This window comes from Bradyrhizobium sp. USDA 4449 (assembly GCF_054056275.1).
Genome location: NZ_JBSRYD010000001.1, coordinates 259,052 through 275,605, shown reverse-complemented (window position 1 = coordinate 275,605; position 16,554 = coordinate 259,052). Strand labels below are relative to the sequence as shown.

The following is a 16,554-nucleotide window of genomic DNA, read 5'->3' as shown; positions in this document are numbered from 1 at the left end:
GAGAGAGCCACGGTGTTCCCTTCGCCTCTCGCTGCAAGCGGGAGAGCGAGTAGCGGCGCCTCCCGTTCAGCCTTCGCCACTCCTGAGCCTCTCGTTGCGCCGGCGCAGGCCTTCCAATGTGGCAAGCAGGATGACCGAGACCGTCGTCAAAATCACCGCCGCGGCCGTGATGGTCGGGCTGATGTTTTCACGGATGCCGCTGAACATTTCGCGTGGCAAGGTGCGCTGCTCCGGTCCCGCCATGAACAGCACGATCACCACCTCGTCGAAGCTGGTCGCGAAGGCGAACAGTGCGCCTGAGGCGAGGCCCGGCAGGATCAGCGGCAGGATCACGCGGCGGAACGCTTCGAGGGGCGAGGCGCCGAGCGAGGCGGCGGCACGCGCCAGGTTGGTGTCGAAGCTTTGCAACGTGGCGCCGACCGTGATCACCACGAAGGGCGTGGCGAGCGCGGTGTGAGCCAGGATCAGGCCGAGATAGCTGCCGGTCAGTCCGATCGGCGCGAAGAAGAAATAGAGACCGACCGCGGTGATGACACCGGGCACGACGACCGGCGACAGCACGAAAGCCAGCACCAGCGGTTTGAACCGGCTCTTCCATTGCGCGAGCCCAAGGGCTGCGAGCGTGCCGAGCACCATCGACAGCGCGGTCGAGGCGACGCCGATGATCATGCTGTTCTTCAACGAATTCATCCAGCGCGGCGAGCTGATGAAGTCGTCGTACCAGCGCAAGGAGAGGCCCGGCAGCGGATAGGTGAGGTACGAACCGGAGCTGAAGGACAGCGGCATGATCGCAAGGATCGGCGTGATCAGGAAAATGAACACCAGCGTGGAGATCAAGATCGTCGCGGTCCAGGCGATGCGCTGGCTGGGCGTGCGGAGGGAAGCGGTGTCGCTCAATTCTTCATCCCTCCCGTGACCTGCTGGCCCTGCACCAGCTTGCCGTAGACGAGCGCGAGCAGAACTGTGGCGAGCAGCAGCACCGCGCCCAACGCCGAAGCAAGGCCCCAATTGGCTGTTTCGGTGGTGTAGAGCGCGATGAAGTAGCTGATCATCTGGTCGGCTGCGCCGCCGACGAGGGCCGGCGTGATGTAGTAGCCGAGCGCCAGGATGAAGACGAGCAGGCTCCCCGCGCCGATGCCGGGCAGCGTCTGCGGCAGGTAGATCCGCAGGAAGGCGGTGAGGGGTGGCGCACCGAGCGAGGCTGCGGCGCGCATATAGGCCGGCGAGATCGCCTTCATGCTGCTGTAGAGCGGCAGGATCATGAATGGCAGGAGAACGTGGGTCATGGCCACGCAGACGCCGAAGCGGTTGTAGATCAGGCGCAACGGCTCATCGATGATGCCAAGCCAGTGCAGGCTGTCGTTGACGACGCCCTTGCTTTGCAACAGCACGATCCAGGCGCAGGTCCGGACCAGAAGCGAGGTCCAGAACGGCAGCAGTACGAAGATCATCAACAGGTTTGACCGCCCCGGCGGCAGCGTCGCCAGCAAATAGGCGACCGGAAAGCCGAGGATCAGGCACAGCGCCGTGACACCGAGGCTGATGAGGAAGGTGCGGGCGAAAACCTCGCGGTAGATCGCCTGATCCGGCGGGGCCGCGACGATCGCGCCGTCGACGTTCCTGACAAGGTCGAGCGCCGCCAGCAGATAGAAGCCGGTCACCGGGCCACTGGCCCCCTTGATCGTCGTCCAGGTGGCGCGGTCGCGCCAGGCTGCGTTGATCTTGCCCAGCGTCTCCTTGGCCGTGCCCGGCTCCGGCATTGTCTTCAGATTGCGCGCCGTGCTGGTGAGGATGGTGCGAAAACCGTTTTGGGCGTAGTTGAGCCGCTTGGCCGCGATCGCAACGGTGCCGGCGGCGCGGGCGGCCTGGATGTCGCTTGCCAGGGCCGCATAGGTCTTTTCGTCCGGCAGATCCTTGCCGTCCCAGCTGGCGAGAGCCGCGACCGTTTGCGGCAGAACCTGCCGCACCTCGCGGTCATCGACCGCGTGCCACAGCATGCCGGCGATGGGTCCGGCGAAGGTGAACAGCAGAAACAGCAGCAGGGGCACGACCAGTGCGAGGGCCTTGAACTGGCGCGCGCGCTCCGCCCGCTTCAGGCGGCGCTTGAGCGGCACGCTAGTCCCGGCATCGGTGGCGGTCAGGGACGCTACTGTCATGCGGTGATCATTTCAGGCAAGAGGCCCAGGCGAAGGAGCGCGCTTCTTCGCCTGGGCCACGCGGCCGCGCTACTTCGCGGCCCATTTGTTGAAGCGCTCGGTCAGCTTGTCGATGTTCTCGAGCCAGAAGGCCACGTTGATCTCGACTGCGTTCTTGATGTTGTCAGGCGCGGTCGGCAGGTCCTTCAGAACGGCGGCCGGCAACAGGCCGGCTGCGTCCTTGTTCGACGTGCCATAGGCGATGTTCTCCGACAATTTCGACTGGTTCTCCGCCTTGCCTGCGAAGTCCAGGAACTTGTAAGCCGCGTCCTTGTTCGGGCTGCCCTTCAGGATCACCCAGCTGTCGATGGTGAACAGGGCGCCGTCCCACACCATGCCGAAATTCTTCTTCTCGTTCTTGTTCGCGGTGTCGATGCGGCCATTGTAGACCGAGGTCATCGCCACCTCGCCGGAGGCGAGCAGTTGCGGCGGCTGGGCGCCGGCCTTCCACCAGACGATGTCGCCCTTGATGGTGTCGAGCTTCTTGAACGCGCGGTCGACGCCCTCGTCGGTCGCCAGCACCTTGTAGACGTCCTTCGGTGCGACGCCGTCGGCCATCAGGGCGATCTCGAGTGTCGTCTTCGGGCCCTGACGCAGGCCGCGCTTGCCCGGGACTTTCTTGGTGTCGAAGAAGTCCGCCCAGCCCTTCGGTGCGTCCTTCAGCTTGTCCTTGTCGTAGCCGAGCACAAAATCATAGAGGATGGCGCCGACACCGCAGGGATTGACCGCCGGCGGAATGTAGGCGGCCTCGCCGCCGATCTTGGAATAATCCAGCTTCTCGTACAGGCCTTCCTCGCAGCCGACCGCAAGCTCGTCGCTCTCGACCTGGACGAGATCCCAGGTGGCGGCGCCGCCCTGCACCTTGGCGCGCAGCACGCCGACGCCGCCATCCCAGGACTCGTCGTTCATCGGAATGCCCGATGCCTTCTTGAACGGCTCGAAATAGACCTTCTTCTGGGCGTCCTGATACGCGCCGCCCCACGAGACGACGGTGAGGTCGCGCGCCTGCGCGATCGGAGCCAGCGCAGCGCTGGCGCTGAACGCCGCGGCGAAACCCAGAGCAATCTTGCCAATCTTGCGCTTCAGCATGGTGTTTGTTCCTTCTTCATATGCGTTGCGTTGAGGTTGATGGATGGATCAGACGGGATCGAGGGCCAGGCAGTCCTCGGGGCGGAAAGTGATGAATATGGTCTCGCCGGGTCTCAGGCGGTCATGCGCGCCCGGCTGAACCTTGACCATGAACTCGGCATTCCCCGCGACGTCGAGCACGGCGAGCGCGTGGTCGCCGAGATAGATGGTGTTCTGCACCCTGGCCGGCAGCCGGTTCGCTCCGTCGCTGGAGCTGCCATCAGGGACAATGTTGATCCGCTCCGGCCGCACTGACAGCGAGGTCGATGCGCCCGCGCCCGGGACATTGACGGCCCGCGCAGTCACGGCCCCGCCACCATCAAGGGCGACGCGGCAATATTGCTTGTCGACGGTCTCGATGGTGCCTGTCAGCACGTTGTTCTCGCCGATGAAGTGGGCGACGAAGCTGTTCACCGGATGCTCATAGAGCGCGTCTGGCCTGTCGATCTGCTGGACGATGCCGTCGTTGAACACGGCGATGCGGTCCGACATGGTGAGCGCTTCGCTCTGGTCGTGGGTGACGTAGACGATTGTGATGCCCATCGTCTCGTGCAGCTGCTTGATCTCGAGCTGCATCTGCTCGCGCAGGCGCTTGTCCAGCGCGCCGAGCGGCTCGTCCATCAGCACCAGCTGCGGATTGAAAACCAGCGCGCGGGCGAGTGCCACGCGCTGCTGCTGGCCGCCGGAGAGCTGCCCGGGCCGCCGCTGCGCCAGGGTTTCCATCTTGATCATGCGCAACGCCGCGCTGACGCGGTCCTGCGTTTCGGCCTTGCTCGTGTTGCGCACGGAGAGCGGGAAAGCGATATTCTCCGCGATCGTCAGATGCGGAAACAGGGCATAGTTCTGGAATACCATGCCGATGTCGCGCTTGTGGGGCGGCACGTTCTTGATCGGCCGGTCCGCGAGATAGATCTCGCCCCGGGTGGGGACCTCGAAGCCCGCCAGCATCATCAGCGTGGTCGTCTTGCCCGAGCCCGACGGGCCGAGCAGGGTGATGAACTCGCCCTTCCTGATGTCGAGATCGAGGTTCTTCACCACGAGGTGCTCGCCATCGTAGGTTTTCTGAATGCCGGAAAAGCGCACCAATGCCGGCGCAGATGTGACGATGCCGGCTTCCATGTCCCGCAGTGTCCCCTAAAAAGCTGTGAGCACCTCGTTCGAGGTTACGACGATCAGCTTAGCATCCTCCAACGAGAATGCCAGCGGCGCAAGCGATAACGGGCCGCGCGGATTCCGTGCATCGAACTGCACTACATCCCCGACAGCTTCGTCACGGCCACATTCAGCGTGCCGCCGGCTTCCGCGACCACGCGCAGCGTCTTGGAATCGAAGGCGATGTCGGCCAGCGTGAGACTGCTGATGACGGCTTGGACCCTGACGCCGTCCTCGCTCTTCTGGAAGTCGGCGATGACGGCCGCGATCTTCTCGCGCGCGTTGGCGGCGATCGGCTTCAGATCGAGCGTCGCCTTCTGCACCAGCGCCTGCTGCATCTGCGGCACCACCGCGCGGGCGGCGGCCCCTAACAGGCCGAAGGCCGCTTCGGATTCCACCGCGAGCTGGATGTCGGCGAGCCGCAGCGTCTGCTGCTCCTGGTCGAGCATCGGCCGGCCCCAGATGTGCACGGTCGCCTCGGCGCCGAGCCCGAGCCAGCTCTTCTTCTCCTTGGCGCGCACCAGCAGCGAGATCAAGAGCCGATCGCCTGACGGTACGACGTTGACGCTCTTCACGGTGACCTCGACCGGACCGGAGCCGTCCTCGGGATAGGTGTGGCCGACCATTTGCGCCGCGATCAGCTTGTTGATCTCGGTGAAGGGGACGTCGATGGGAACGCCGATGTTCACGCCGGTGCCGGTCGGCGGCACGATCGAGATCTTATCGGGGAACGGGCAGTCCGGCTTGGTCTGGGTCGAGGTCACGCGCGTCTCGGCCTCGAGGCCCAGCAGCAGCGTCACGTTCTGCGCGTCGACGCGGGGCTGCGCCGCGATCGCGCGGGTGGGCTTCATCTCGAGCCAGAGCGGCGGCAGCGCCGCCGAGGAGCCGCTGCCTTGCAGCGGGATCGAGCGGCAGGCCTTGGCCCATTGCACCCTCGCGTTCTCGCGCAGGCTGGGGTCGTTGCGGATGCGTTCGGCAACGACGTTGAGCTGATCGTTGACCGTCTTGTCGATCAGCGGCTTCACCTGGGCCGGCACGTTGACCTTGGCGCCGGCGACCGAGAGATTGGTGTCGCCGAGATTGACCTGCGCGCCGATATTGGGCTCGAGATGCCAGGCGGCCGCGAGCCTCGGGCGCGAGGTGACGACGACGTTGCCCTTGATCTCGGCGCTGGCGTTCAAATTCTTGATGTTGATCGCGCCGATCCGTTTCGCCGCGTCGCCGCCGAGCACGCTGCCGAGCGCGTCGCCGAGCGCGCCGGTGGCCTTCCCCGACAGCGATCCTGTCACGTTCAGCTTGCCGGTGATCGGGGTCGACAGCGTCAGCACGTCCTTGTCGCCTGTCACCGACATCGGCCCGCGCGCGGCGGTCCAGCCGATATCGGCGTCTTGCAGGATCTGCGAGGCCGGGTTCTCGGCCTTGCCGGCGAAATTGCGCGGCGAGGCCTTCTCGGCCTGCTCGCGGATCGCCGACAGCGCGATCGTGACCGGCGCCACCACGATCGAGCTTTTCGACGCCGGCGGCAACGGCGGCAGCTCTGCGACCGGCGGCGCGGAATTGGTCGCGCGCGGCGATAACAGGTCCATCGCCTTCAGGCTGATCAAGAACGACGCCGCGAGCACGCCAATGGCGATCAGCACAGTCTTCACGTTCAGTGTCGGACGCATCAATCCCCCAAGCCGCCGCGGTGAGGATTTTACAGGGCAGGCGAGCAGGGCGCTAGAGCGCACGGATGGGGTGGAATTGCGGCGGATGAGTTAATGGCGGCGGCCTGTCTCTCAGAGGTAGCCCGTCGCATGCGTGCGGCATTCGCCTAGGTCCCTCAGCAGCGTCCGCGCCAGGCAGTCGACGAACCAGAGCCGCCCGTCATGCCAGCGCGGGGCTTCCTAATATTTGCCGCCATCGAGCGACGTTGGTCAGCCCGGTTTCGGTCATTTGGCGAGGAACGACATCGTCGACAGCTCATCAAAGCTAGCTGCGCCCGGGGCGGCGGACCGCGCGCACCTTGCCGCTGGCGCCGCCGCCGCAGAAGAGCCGATCGCCGCCGTCCGATTCCAGCCCTGAAACCATCGTCCCCTCCGGCAGGTCGAGCTGCTCGAGCACCTTGCCGGTATCAGGATCGATCCGCCTGATGTCGCTGTCCTCGCCCTCCCATGTGCCATGCCAGAGCTCGCCGTCGACCCAGGTCACCCCGGTCACGAACCGCTTGCTTTCAATGGTGCGCAGAATCCTGCCGCTGTCAGGGTCGATCTGGTGGATCTTGCGCTCGCGATATTGCCCGACCCAGAGCGAGCCCTCGGCCCAGGCCAATCCTGAATCGCCGCCGCCGCCGGGCGCCGGGATCGTGCTGAGGATCGCGCCGCTCGCCGCGTCGATCTTCTGGATGCGGTCCTCGGCGATCTGGAACAGATGACGGCCGTCGAACGCCGTTCCCGCATGCGCGGCGACATCGAGCGAGCGGGTGATCCTGCCGCTGTCAGGATCGACCGCACTCAGCCTGTCGCCGGACGCGAACCAGACCTGGCTGCCGTCATAGCTGACGCCATGCACGGCCTCGACGCCGTCGAAAGGCCCGTACTCGCGGATGATCTCGGCGGCTGATCGCTTCATGGCATGGTCCTTGTGCGGCGGTTCACATCTTAAGTCTTGAGCAGCGGTCCGGGGAGTAACAAGCCTGTCGGGAAACCCGGAACTGGCGGCGTCATCCAGCGCCGCGCCCGGCCGTGTCCGAACGACTGCACCTTGTTCGATCGGGCGAGCTCCTCGAGCGCCCGCTGCACCGTGCGTGCGCTCATGCCAAGCGCGAGCGCCAGCGCCGAGCTTGCCCATGGCTCGCCGTCGGCGAGAAAGGCGAGCACTGCGGCGTGCTTCTCCTCGACGGGGCGCGCCAGCACGATCACGTCGCGGGTCCTGCGCGGCGCCAGTTCGAACCCTTGCTTGGTCGCGCTGATGTCGGCCAGCGGCTTGAGCTCAGTCCGGAGCCGTCCGATCTCGACGCGCAAGCGGGCACGGTGCGATTCATCGACGTGCCTGGCCTGGAAAGCGCCTGATATCAGCGCCTCGCGCGAGACGTCCGCGGGCCAGGCTTGCGCCAGGAGCCGGGCGAGCGCGAACAGCACCGGCCGCGTTCCCAGTGACACGGCCGTGCCTTGCCTGCGCACGACATGATGGAAGGTGTCGACGACGAGCGCGGTCGAGGTTGCCAGCCTCTCGACCTCGCCGAGCAACAACGGGTGTTCGCTGCCGCGCGCGATCAGGCGTGCGGCCGGCGTGTCGAGGACGAGCCTCGCGCCGTCGACCTCGGCCACCAGCGCCGGGATGTCAGCCTGCCTCGCGGCGCGAGCCGCCAGGTCGAGCGCCGCGCGCGCGTCTTTCGATTTCAACCGCCTGATGGCGATGCCGGCGACCACGAGCTCGCGAACGACCCGGGATGCGGGCGGGAGCGCGGCGCCGCCGAGTTCGCCCATGATGCGTTCGGCCTCGTCGATCCTCCCGAGCAGGACGAGACGGCGAGCCTCGATATGACCGGCGTGAGCGGCATTGGCGAAATCGCCATGGCTCGCGAGCGTCGCCCGCGCCGCCGTGAGCGTCTTCGCCGGCCAATTCAGGTCGCGCGAGACCAGCGCGATCTCGGCTTCGGCCACCACGCACCGCGCGCGCGCGACCGCCTCACGCGGACCGAAGGCGCGCGCGGCGCTGCGCAGCAGCGTTTTGGCTTTCGCGAGATCGCCGAGCTGGGCCATCGCGATGCCGCGCAGCGCCAGCGACGGCGCATCGTTGCGCAACGCCACGCGGTTCAGGGCGCCGAGCGGATCGCCGGCCTCCAACGCCCGCGCGGCGGCCGTGATCAGCGAGTCCATGAAAATCCCGCCACACTTGTTACTCCCACCGTGCCGCCATCAGGTGCGAGAACTCTCCCAGGGCCGACGATGTGCGGCGAGCGAGAGATTTGGAGAGCCATGATGACATCAGCAGACAAGGCAGCGACGAACGGACAGCCCGCCATGCTAACACCGCCCGTGGTGTCGCCGGAGGAGTGGGAGGCTGCCCGCCAGCTGCTGCTCGTGAAGGAAAAGGCGCATACCCGTGCCCGCGACGCACTCGCCGCCGAACGCCGGCGCATGCCGTGGATGGAAGTGACCAAAACCTACGCATTCGAGGTGCCCCAGGGCAAGGCCAGTCTGCTCGATCTGTTTCAGGGCCGGCGCCAGCTGATCCTGTACCGGGCCTTCTTCGAGCCGGGCGTGTTCGGCTGGCCCGACCATGCCTGCCGCGGCTGCTCCATGGTGGCCGACCAGGTCGCCCATGTCTCGCATTTGAATGCCCGCGACACCACGCTGGTGTTTGCCTCGCGCGCACCGCAAGCCGACATCATCAGGCTGAAGGCGCGGATGGGCTGGAACATTCCCTGGGTCACCATCACCGACAGCTTCGATGCCGATTTCGGCGTCGGCGAGTGGCACGGCACCAACGTGTTCTTCCGCGACGGGACCCGCATCTTCCGCACCTATCTGATCAAGAGCCGCGGCGACGAGCAGATGGGCGGCACCTGGAACTATCTCGACATCACGCCGCTCGGCCGCCAGGAGGTCTGGGAGGACTCGCCGGCAGGCTATCCGCAGACGCCGACGTACAAATGGTGGAACTGGAACGACAATTACGAAGCCGATAGCGCGCCGGACAAGAAATGGGTCGAGGTTTCGGACGCCGGCGAGATCGCGCTTCGCGCCAAGGGCGCGCAGTGAGCACCGTCCATTCCGCCGGCGCCGGCCGCGATCGCCGCGAGGCCACAGCCCACCTCGTCCGATGGCTGGGCCTTGCGGCCACCCCAACGTTCGCGATCATGGCCGTGCTGACCGCCGCCTTCAGCGGCGGCCCGGCGGACATGCTCTGCTCCGCCGGGCACGGCCTGTCGCTGGGCGGGATGGTGCCGATGTATCTCCTGATGAGCGCGTTTCATTCCGCGGCATGGCTGCGGCTGCTCTCGGGCCGGAAGTGAAGGTTGGACAGCCACGACACCAAACGGAACGGCCCCGGTCCTGCCGGGGCCGTTGGTCCTCAAGCTCGTTCGCGGCGCGTTACCGAAGCTCCGCGCGGCGCTCGGTCATCGGCAGCACGACCACCTTGGTGCCGACGCTGACGCGGGAGTAGAGATCGGAGACGTCGTCGTTGGTGAGGCGGATGCAGCCGGAGGAGACGTGCTTGCCGATCGTGTCGGGGGCGTTGGTGCCGTGGATGCGGTAGACGGTGCCGCCGAGATACATGGCGCGGGCGCCGAGCGGGTTGCCGGGGCCGCCGGCCATGTGGCGCGGCAGATAGGGCTGGCGCTGAATCATTTCCGGCGGCGGGGTCCAATCCGGCCACTCCGCCTTCTTCGTCACCGACTGGGTGCCCGACCAGGTGAAGCCGTCGCGGCCGACGCCGATGCCGTAGCGGATGGCCTGGCCGTTGCCCAGCACGTAATAAAGATAGGTATTGGGCGTATCGATGATGATGGTGCCCGGCGCCTCGCGCGTCGCATAGGAAACGGTCTGGCGGCGGAAGCGCGCCGGCATCTCCACGGCATCCTGATCTTCGGACGGTGCGGCCTGGTAGGTCGGTGCCTGATAGGGCTGATAAGGCTGAAGCGGCTGCGGGGCGGTCATCGCCGGCAGCGGCTGGAAGAACGGAAACAGCTGCACGGGCGCGGCTTTGGCCGGGCCGGCAAACGCGATTGCGGTCACAGCCACTGCACTGACGGCAACGGCGCGCGAATAGCTCTTGAACGTATCCAGATCGAACATTGGTCGCCCCTGTTTGCTCGGTGTCGAGAGATCACCGCGGCACCGTTTCGGTGCTCCGTTGGCTAAATCACTAATGGAAAGAAGTTTCGGGAGCTTTGCGCCGAAAACCGAAAACGGTTTCGTCGCGGCAAGGATTGTTTCATGACGGTTTCGTGGCCCGGCCGGGCTGTTAACGAACAAAACAGCGGGCCGACACTTCTGTGACGTCACACGCCTGAAATATCCGTGGTTGATGGTCCTAAGCCGAGAATCATCAAACTCTCGGGATTTCCCCATGCGGGTATTAATCGCGACCGACGCCTGGCATCCGCAGGTCAACGGAGTGGTCCGGACGCTGACCTCGCTCGCTGCGGCCGCCAAGGCCCTCGATGTCGAGATCGACTTCCTGACGCCTGACGGCTTCAGGTCCTGGCCGCTGCCGACCTATCCGGGCCTGCGCATCGCGCTGCCGAGCGGCAAGGAGATCGCGCGGCGCATCGAGAGGTCCGCGCCGGAAGCCCTGCACATCGCGACCGAAGGCCCGATCGGCTGGGCCGCGCGTGCCTATTGTCGCCGCAACCACCTCGCGTTCACGACGTCCTATACGACGCGCTTTCCGGAATATGTTTCGGTGCGGACCGGCATCCCGGCGAGCGTCGGCTATGCCGTGCTGCGTCACTTCCACGATGCCGCAGCCTTGACCATGGTGGCGACGCCGTCGCTGCGGCAGGAGCTCGCAGGTCGCGGCTTCAAGCGGCTCGGCTTCTGGGGGCGCGGCGTCAACACCGAGCTGTTCCACCCTGACGCTCCGGCCAGGCTCGACCTGCCGGGCCCGATCTTCATGACCATGGGCCGCGTGGCGGTCGAGAAGAATCTCGAAGCGTTTCTTTCGCTCGACCTGCCCGGCACCAAGGTCGTCGTCGGCGATGGCCCGCAGAAGCCGGCGCTGGAGAAGAAATATCCTGAAGCCGTTTTCCTCGGCGAGAAGAAGGGCGCCGATCTGACCGCGCATCTCGCCGCCGCCGATGTCTTCGTGTTCCCGAGCCTCACCGATACGTTCGGCGTGGTGCAGCTCGAGGCGCTCGCCTGCGGTACGCCCGTCGCCGCGTTTCCGGTGACGGGTCCGAAAGACGTCATCGCCGATCATCCGATCGGTGCGATCGACAATGATCTGCGCGCCGCGTGCCTGCGCGCGCTCACCATGTCGCGGGAGACCTGCCGCAATTTCGCGCTGGAGCGCTCCTGGGAGAACAGCGCGCGCCAGTTCGTCGGCAATCTCACCTCACTCCAGCCCAGCCGTGCCTTGCGCGCTTCGCCTCGCGTGGCGCGGCGGCCGGTGCGCGGCTGATCCATATTTTGACCCACAGCGAGAACCTCATCGATGGCTAAGATCATGAACCTTGACGGCACCCAGCAGCTCGACCTCACCCGTGGCTCGGTCGAGCAGGCCTACGACCGCTGGGCGCCCGTCTACGATCTCGTGTTCGGCGGCGTGTTCGCCAAGGGCCGCCGGGCCGCGATCGCAGCCACCAACAAGATCGGCGGCCGCGTGCTCGAAGTCGGCGTCGGCACCGGCATTTCGCTGCCACTGTACGCTCCGCATCTGCGCATCTTCGGCACCGACATTTCGGACGCGATGCTTGACAAGGCCCGCCGCCGTGTTCGCGAAGGCAGCCTCAAGAACGTCGAGGGCCTTGCGGTGATGGACGCCGAGAAGCTCGAATTCCCCGATAATTCCTTCGATGTCGTGATGGCGCAGTACGTCGTCACCGCCGTGCCGAACCCGGAGAAGGCGCTCGACGAATTCGCCCGCGTGCTGCGTCCGGGCGGCGAGTTGATCATCCTCACCCGCGTCAGCGCCGACACCGGCATGCGCCGTTTCATCGAGCAGAAGCTGCAGCCGGTGGTGCGTCCGCTCGGCTTCCGCACCGCCGAGTTCGCCTGGTCGCGCTATGCCAAATGGCTGGCCGGCGCTGAGGGAATCGAGCTCGCGGAGCGCCGCCTGATTCCGCCGCTCGGTCATTTCTCGCTGGTGCGCTTCCGCAAGGTCGACATCGCCAAGGCGGCGTGAGTCGAGGCTGCCGCCGCTCACGCGTTCGCGTCCGTCACCGCGTCGCTGCACATCGTCACATGACGAAATGATGATGTCACACGACCTACATCGAATCCCTGTAAATCCGGAACCCGAAAGCATTTGGGGGAGAGCATGATCAAGAATTACCTCGAACAGCTGCGGATCCAGCGCTGGGACGACCATCGCTATTATCATCACAGCCGCATCAATCAGAGCCTGCACTTCGTCAGCGCGCTGAGCTTCCTCTTTGCCTATCTCTGGCTGTTCGTCGATCCCATGATCTCTGCGCTGGTCGGCTGGCTGGTCTCGATGACCTCGCGCCAGGCCGGTCACTTCTTCTTCGAGCCGCATGACTACGACCACATCAACCAGGCGACGCACGAGTACAAGGAAGACATCAAGGTCGGCTACAACCTTCAGCGCAAGGTGGTTCTGATGGCGATCTGGGCGGCGTCCCCGCTGGTGCTGTTCGTCGATCCCACGCTGCTCGGCCTGTTCACGCCGTGGGCGAGCGCTGCCGACTTCATGCGCCAGGTGGCGAAGATCTGGCTCGTGATCGGCGGCGGCGGTCTTCTGTTCCGCACCGTGCACCTGTTCTTCATCCGCGATGTCGAGACCGGCCTGGTCTGGATGACCAAGATCCTGACCGATCCCTTCCACGATTTGATGCTCTATCGTAGCGCACCGCTCGCTTTGATGCGCGGCGAACTGATGGACCCCGGCTTGCATCTCAACCCCGAGCACACGCTGGGTCTGATCGGCGAGCCCGACCTCGAAGAGCAGCACGCCTGATACGGCATCTGCCCAGAACGCAAATGTCCATGATCTGCGTCATGCCCGGGCTTGTCCCGGGCATCCACGTCTTCTTGCCGTCGCGTGGAAACGCGCGGATGGCCGAGCATGGGCGAGCGGAAGCGACGCCGTCCTTTGGACGGCTATGCCGGGCCTCGGAGAAGCTCGTCTCAGCCTCCGACGCGCTTGGCCAGCATCTCTTTCAAAATCTGCCGCTTGATGGTCTTGTTGGTGAGCGCGCCGTCGTGCCACCAGAAGCCGTCGGCCTTCATCTTTTCGGCGGCGCGGACGAAGCGGTCGGCGACCTCGCCGAAGTCCGCGTCGGTGTAGTTGAGGCTGAAGATCAGCCGGCCGGTGCCGACCCAGCTCAGCGCCAGGCCTTCGGCACGCAGGTAATATTGCAGCATCCAGTTGTAGCGGGACGGTGTGGTGTATTTGACCGTCCAGATCGACGAGAGGTTGGCGAACTGCACCGGCAGCTTGGCATCACGCATCATCTTGTTGAGCCGCTCGACGCGGCCGTTCCAGGTCGCGTCCAGGCCGTCATAGATGGCGCGGAAGTTCGGCGAGGCGAGCCGGCTCAGGAACTCGTCCATCGCCGTCATGACATAGGGATGCGAGTTGAAGGTGCCGCGGGCGAAGCAGATGTCGGCGGGACGATCGTCGCGGAAGCGGCGCATCAGATCCTTCCTGCCGCAGACCGCGCCGACCGGCAGGCCGCCGGCGAGGCTCTTGCCGTAGGTCACCATGTCGGCCTTGATACCAAAATATTCCTGGGCGCCGCCGGCGGCGAGACGGAAGCCGACGAAGACCTCGTCGAAGATCAAGACGATGCCGCGCTCGGTGCAGACCTCGCGCAGCTTCTTCAGCCACTCGGTATACGCCGCGCGGTCGAAACTGCCGCCGCGGGAGGAATCGACCAGCGAGGAATCGCCCGGCGCGTTGCCGTTCGGGTGCAGCCCCTGCAGCGGATTGACCAGCACGCAGGCGATGTCCTTGCGTGTGCGCAGCACGTGCAGCGTCTTCTCCGACATCTCGGAGAGGGTGTAGGTCTCGTGCGCGGGAAGCGGATTGCCGACGCCGGGTTGCACGTCCCCCCACCAGCCGTGATAGGCGCCGGCGAAACGAACCAGATGCGTGCGCTTGGTGTGGTAGCGTGCGAGCCGTACCGCCTGCATCACGGCCTCGGTGCCGGACATGTGGAACGAGACTTCGTCGAGGCCGGAGATCTGGCACAGCCGCTGCACGTTCTCGAGGATGACGGGGTGGTAGGGGCCGAGCACCGGACCGAGCGCATGCGCCCGCTTCTCGGAGCCCTCGATGCACTCCTTGTAGAAGTCATTGCCGAAGATGTTGACGCCGTAGGACCCCGTGAGATCGTAGGACGTGTTGCCGTCGACGTCAGTGACGGTGACGCCGCTCGAGGATTCCATGAAGGTCGAAGTGCCCAGGTGCTCGCGGACGAGACGCGAGAACTGGAACGGCACGCGGTAGCTTTCGGTGAAGTTGAGGTCGGAGATCGTTTCGGCCGCTTCCTTCGTCATCGCGCGGCCCCTGGGGTAGCGCTCGGCGTAGAGGCTTGCGAGACGGAAGAAGGCGTCCTTGCGCTGCTTCACCACGTCGTCAGGCGCGCCGTCGCAGCCGAAATAGCGATCGCCCTCGAACTCGTAGAACGGCAGCAGCTTTGCCACCCGGCGCGACATCTTGGAGTGCCCGGCGAGCGAGCGATGCTTGGCGCGGGACAATTCGACCCGCGCCTTGATCTTCGGGAGGACGGCGGCAGCGGAGGCTGCGGCGGCCACGGACATCGAGAGAATCGGGAGTGTCGTTTCCATGACAACAAGCGCTAATACTGCGAGCTGACAGATTCATGACAGTCAAGGCCCTCATCGCCTCTTTCACCCAGCAGGAAGATCTCAACTTCCTGTTGACCAACCGCATCCCTCGCGCGGCGCTGACCCGCTTCATGGGCTGGTTCTCCAAGATCAGGAATCCGCTGGTGCGGGACGGCTCCATCGCGCTGTGGAAGCTGTTCTCCGACCTCGACCTGTCGGAGGCGCGCAAGACCCATTTCACGAGCTTGCACGACTGCTTTACGCGTGAGCTGAAGCCTGGCCTCCGTCCGTTCGATCCGGATGCCTCAGTCATCGCGAGCCCCTCCGACGGCATCGTCGGCGCTCATGGCCGGATCGCCGATACCGAGCTGTTCCAGGTCAAGGGCGCGCCCTATTCGCTGCTCGATTTGCTCGGCGATCCCGCGCTGGTCGAGCAGCACCGCAACGGCAGCTTCGTGACGCTGCGGCTGACCTCGAGCATGTATCACCGCTTCCACGCGCCTTACGATGCGCGTGTCGAGCGGGTCACGCTGATCCACGGCGACGTCTGGAACGTCAATCCGATCGCGCTGAAGCGGGTGGAGCGGCTGTTCTGCAAGAACGAGCGCGCCGTGATCCGCACGCATTTGTCGACCGGCGAGGCGGTCACGCTGGTGCCGGTCGCGGCGATCCTGGTTGCCAGCATCCGGTTGCACTTCCTCGACATGGTGCTGAACGCGCAGACCAAGGGCCCGGTCAATTTCCCCTGCGACGTCAACGTGACCAAGGGCGAGGAGCTCGGCTGGTTCGAGCACGGCTCGACCATCATCATCCTCGCGCCGGGCGACTTTTCATTCTGCGACGGCATTGCCGAAGGGACGCGCATCCGTGCCGGTCAAGCGCTGCTGAGAAGAAGCTAGCCTTCAATCCGCCGTCCCCGCCGCCTATATCGTCGCCGGGGACGATTTCGATGCTACGGACTTGGTGATGGCACGAGCGCCGGTGATGGCGGCGGGTGGTATTGTGCTGCTGCGGCGTGGCGACACGCCGCTGATCGCCATCGTGCGCCAGCGCAAGCGCAATGAGTGGGTTCTGCCCAAAGGCAAGCTCGACGACGGCGAGACGCCGAAACAGGCGGCGCACCGCGAGGTGCTGGAGGAGACCGGCCACGACGTTGCCATCCACGAATTTCTGGGCACGCTCGGCTACCAGTCGGGTGGCCGATCCAAGATCGTGCACTTCTGGCGGATGGAGGCCGTGGGCGGCCAAGTCCGCAAGCTCATGAACGACATCAAGGCGGTCGACTGGGTGACGCTGGACGACGCGCTCGCGCGTCTGTCGCGCGAATATGAGCGCGCCTTTCTCACCGAGGTCGGCCCGATCGCGATCGCGGCGGCCCGGCTCGCACCGTCACCCCCGGCGGAGCCGACGACGACGTTGGCGGCCGACAACATGGATGCGGTCGTGCAGACCCTGACGCCGGCTGAGGCTGATTCGGTCGATGAGCCGCGGCCCGGCCTGTTGCAGAGGGTGAAGGCCTGGTTGCGCGGCGAGGCCTGAGGTCTCTCCACATCATCATTGCGAGGAGCTCTTGCGACGAAGCAATCCAGACTGCTTCCGTGGAGACAGTCTGGATT

16 protein-coding genes are annotated in these 16,554 nt (G+C 65.5%); 7 read left to right on the top strand and 9 right to left on the bottom strand.

Annotation, left to right across the window (positions count from 1 at the left end; genetic code table 11):
* Positions 1-66: 66 nt before the first annotated feature.
* From ACVIIW_RS01300 to ACVIIW_RS01270, 7 genes are all read right to left on the bottom strand, one after another.
* The gene (locus ACVIIW_RS01300) at positions 67-897 is read right to left on the bottom strand and encodes an ABC transporter permease (protein WP_456699084.1); all 831 of its coding nucleotides are present in this window, start codon (positions 895-897) and stop codon (positions 67-69) included.
* Complete coding sequence (locus ACVIIW_RS01295; RefSeq protein WP_456699083.1) at positions 894-2,156, bottom strand: ABC transporter permease; 1,263 nt, start codon at positions 2,154-2,156, stop codon at positions 894-896. Before ACVIIW_RS01295 ends, ACVIIW_RS01300 begins: the two co-directional genes overlap by 4 nt.
* 69 nt (positions 2,157-2,225) lie before the next feature.
* Positions 2,226-3,284 carry an ABC transporter substrate-binding protein gene (locus tag ACVIIW_RS01290; protein WP_456699082.1) on the bottom strand — a complete coding sequence of 353 codons (1,059 nt, stop codon included), beginning with the start codon at positions 3,282-3,284 and terminating at the stop codon, positions 2,226-2,228.
* 48 nt (positions 3,285-3,332) lie between these two features.
* Entirely contained in the window at positions 3,333-4,442 is a 1,110-nt protein-coding gene (locus ACVIIW_RS01285; protein ID WP_456699081.1) for an ABC transporter ATP-binding protein, read from the bottom strand.
* 131 nt (positions 4,443-4,573) lie between these two features.
* Positions 4,574-6,142: a DUF4403 family protein gene (locus ACVIIW_RS01280; RefSeq protein ID WP_456699080.1), complete on the bottom strand. Its 1,569-nt coding sequence runs from the start codon at positions 6,140-6,142 to the stop codon at positions 4,574-4,576.
* A gap of 304 nt (positions 6,143-6,446) precedes the next feature.
* A complete protein-coding gene (locus ACVIIW_RS01275) occupies positions 6,447-7,085 on the bottom strand; it encodes a Vgb family protein (protein WP_456699079.1) in 639 nt (212 codons plus the stop codon).
* 29 nt (positions 7,086-7,114) lie between these two features.
* A complete protein-coding gene (locus tag ACVIIW_RS01270; protein ID WP_456699078.1) occupies positions 7,115-8,335 on the bottom strand; it encodes a helix-turn-helix domain-containing protein in 1,221 nt (406 codons plus the stop codon).
* Positions 8,336-8,434: 99 nt separating this feature from the next.
* On the opposite strand from ACVIIW_RS01270, the gene ACVIIW_RS01265 reads away from it, so the two are divergent.
* Both ACVIIW_RS01265 and ACVIIW_RS01260 read left to right on the top strand, forming a co-directional pair.
* On the top strand, positions 8,435-9,220 hold the full coding sequence (locus tag ACVIIW_RS01265; protein ID WP_456699077.1) for a DUF899 domain-containing protein: 786 nt from the start codon (positions 8,435-8,437) through the stop codon (positions 9,218-9,220).
* Positions 9,217-9,474: a hypothetical protein gene (locus tag ACVIIW_RS01260; RefSeq protein WP_456699076.1), complete on the top strand. Its 258-nt coding sequence runs from the start codon at positions 9,217-9,219 to the stop codon at positions 9,472-9,474. The genes ACVIIW_RS01265 and ACVIIW_RS01260 overlap by 4 nt, the downstream gene beginning before the upstream one ends.
* A gap of 79 nt (positions 9,475-9,553) precedes the next feature.
* On the opposite strand, the gene ACVIIW_RS01255 is transcribed toward ACVIIW_RS01260, so the two are convergent.
* Positions 9,554-10,258 carry a L,D-transpeptidase gene (locus ACVIIW_RS01255; protein ID WP_456699075.1) on the bottom strand — a complete coding sequence of 235 codons (705 nt, stop codon included), beginning with the start codon at positions 10,256-10,258 and terminating at the stop codon, positions 9,554-9,556.
* Positions 10,259-10,532: 274 nt separating this feature from the next.
* Here ACVIIW_RS01255 and ACVIIW_RS01250 point away from each other — a divergent pair, with 274 nt between their 5' ends.
* From ACVIIW_RS01250 to ACVIIW_RS01240, 3 genes are all read left to right on the top strand, one after another.
* Positions 10,533-11,585 carry a glycosyltransferase family 4 protein gene (locus ACVIIW_RS01250; protein ID WP_456699074.1) on the top strand — a complete coding sequence of 351 codons (1,053 nt, stop codon included), beginning with the start codon at positions 10,533-10,535 and terminating at the stop codon, positions 11,583-11,585.
* 33 nt (positions 11,586-11,618) lie between these two features.
* The gene (locus ACVIIW_RS01245) at positions 11,619-12,308 is read left to right on the top strand and encodes a methyltransferase domain-containing protein (RefSeq protein ID WP_456699073.1); all 690 of its coding nucleotides are present in this window, start codon (positions 11,619-11,621) and stop codon (positions 12,306-12,308) included.
* A gap of 135 nt (positions 12,309-12,443) precedes the next feature.
* The gene (locus ACVIIW_RS01240) at positions 12,444-13,103 is read left to right on the top strand and encodes a hypothetical protein (RefSeq protein WP_456699072.1); all 660 of its coding nucleotides are present in this window, start codon (positions 12,444-12,446) and stop codon (positions 13,101-13,103) included.
* 170 nt (positions 13,104-13,273) lie between these two features.
* Here the strand turns inward: ACVIIW_RS01240 and ACVIIW_RS01235 are convergent, their stop codons facing one another.
* Positions 13,274-14,938 (bottom strand): aminotransferase class III-fold pyridoxal phosphate-dependent enzyme, encoded by a 1,665-nt coding sequence (locus ACVIIW_RS01235; RefSeq protein WP_456699071.1) that lies wholly within the window; start codon positions 14,936-14,938, stop codon positions 13,274-13,276.
* 35 nt (positions 14,939-14,973) lie between these two features.
* Between ACVIIW_RS01235 and asd the strand changes: the two genes are divergently transcribed.
* Together asd and ACVIIW_RS01225 are read left to right on the top strand one after the other, a co-directional pair.
* Entirely contained in the window at positions 14,974-15,837 is an 864-nt protein-coding gene (gene asd, locus ACVIIW_RS01230) for an archaetidylserine decarboxylase (protein ID WP_456699070.1), read from the top strand.
* A 67-nt stretch (positions 15,838-15,904) separates the two neighbouring features.
* Positions 15,905-16,477: an NUDIX hydrolase gene (locus ACVIIW_RS01225; RefSeq protein ID WP_456699069.1), complete on the top strand. Its 573-nt coding sequence runs from the start codon at positions 15,905-15,907 to the stop codon at positions 16,475-16,477.
* Positions 16,478-16,554 lie beyond the last annotated feature (77 nt).

Coding starts and splice junctions, on each gene's coding strand:
- ACVIIW_RS01295 (WP_456699083.1), bottom strand. CDS start 2,156: ATGACAGTAGCGTCCCTGACCGCCACCGATGCCGGGACTAGCGTGCCG.
- ACVIIW_RS01290 (WP_456699082.1), bottom strand. CDS start 3,284: ATGCTGAAGCGCAAGATTGGCAAGATTGCTCTGGGTTTCGCCGCGGCG.
- ACVIIW_RS01285 (WP_456699081.1), bottom strand. CDS start 4,442: ATGGAAGCCGGCATCGTCACATCTGCGCCGGCATTGGTGCGCTTTTCC.
- ACVIIW_RS01280 (WP_456699080.1), bottom strand. CDS start 6,142: ATGCGTCCGACACTGAACGTGAAGACTGTGCTGATCGCCATTGGCGTG.
- ACVIIW_RS01275 (WP_456699079.1), bottom strand. CDS start 7,085: ATGAAGCGATCAGCCGCCGAGATCATCCGCGAGTACGGGCCTTTCGAC.
- ACVIIW_RS01270 (WP_456699078.1), bottom strand. CDS start 8,335: ATGGACTCGCTGATCACGGCCGCCGCGCGGGCGTTGGAGGCCGGCGAT.
- ACVIIW_RS01265 (WP_456699077.1), top strand. CDS start 8,435: ATGATGACATCAGCAGACAAGGCAGCGACGAACGGACAGCCCGCCATG.
- ACVIIW_RS01255 (WP_456699075.1), bottom strand. CDS start 10,258: ATGTTCGATCTGGATACGTTCAAGAGCTATTCGCGCGCCGTTGCCGTC.
- ACVIIW_RS01250 (WP_456699074.1), top strand. CDS start 10,533: ATGCGGGTATTAATCGCGACCGACGCCTGGCATCCGCAGGTCAACGGA.
- ACVIIW_RS01245 (WP_456699073.1), top strand. CDS start 11,619: ATGGCTAAGATCATGAACCTTGACGGCACCCAGCAGCTCGACCTCACC.
- ACVIIW_RS01240 (WP_456699072.1), top strand. CDS start 12,444: ATGATCAAGAATTACCTCGAACAGCTGCGGATCCAGCGCTGGGACGAC.
- ACVIIW_RS01235 (WP_456699071.1), bottom strand. CDS start 14,938: ATGGAAACGACACTCCCGATTCTCTCGATGTCCGTGGCCGCCGCAGCC.
- asd (WP_456699070.1), top strand. CDS start 14,974: ATGACAGTCAAGGCCCTCATCGCCTCTTTCACCCAGCAGGAAGATCTC.
- ACVIIW_RS01225 (WP_456699069.1), top strand. CDS start 15,905: ATGGCACGAGCGCCGGTGATGGCGGCGGGTGGTATTGTGCTGCTGCGG.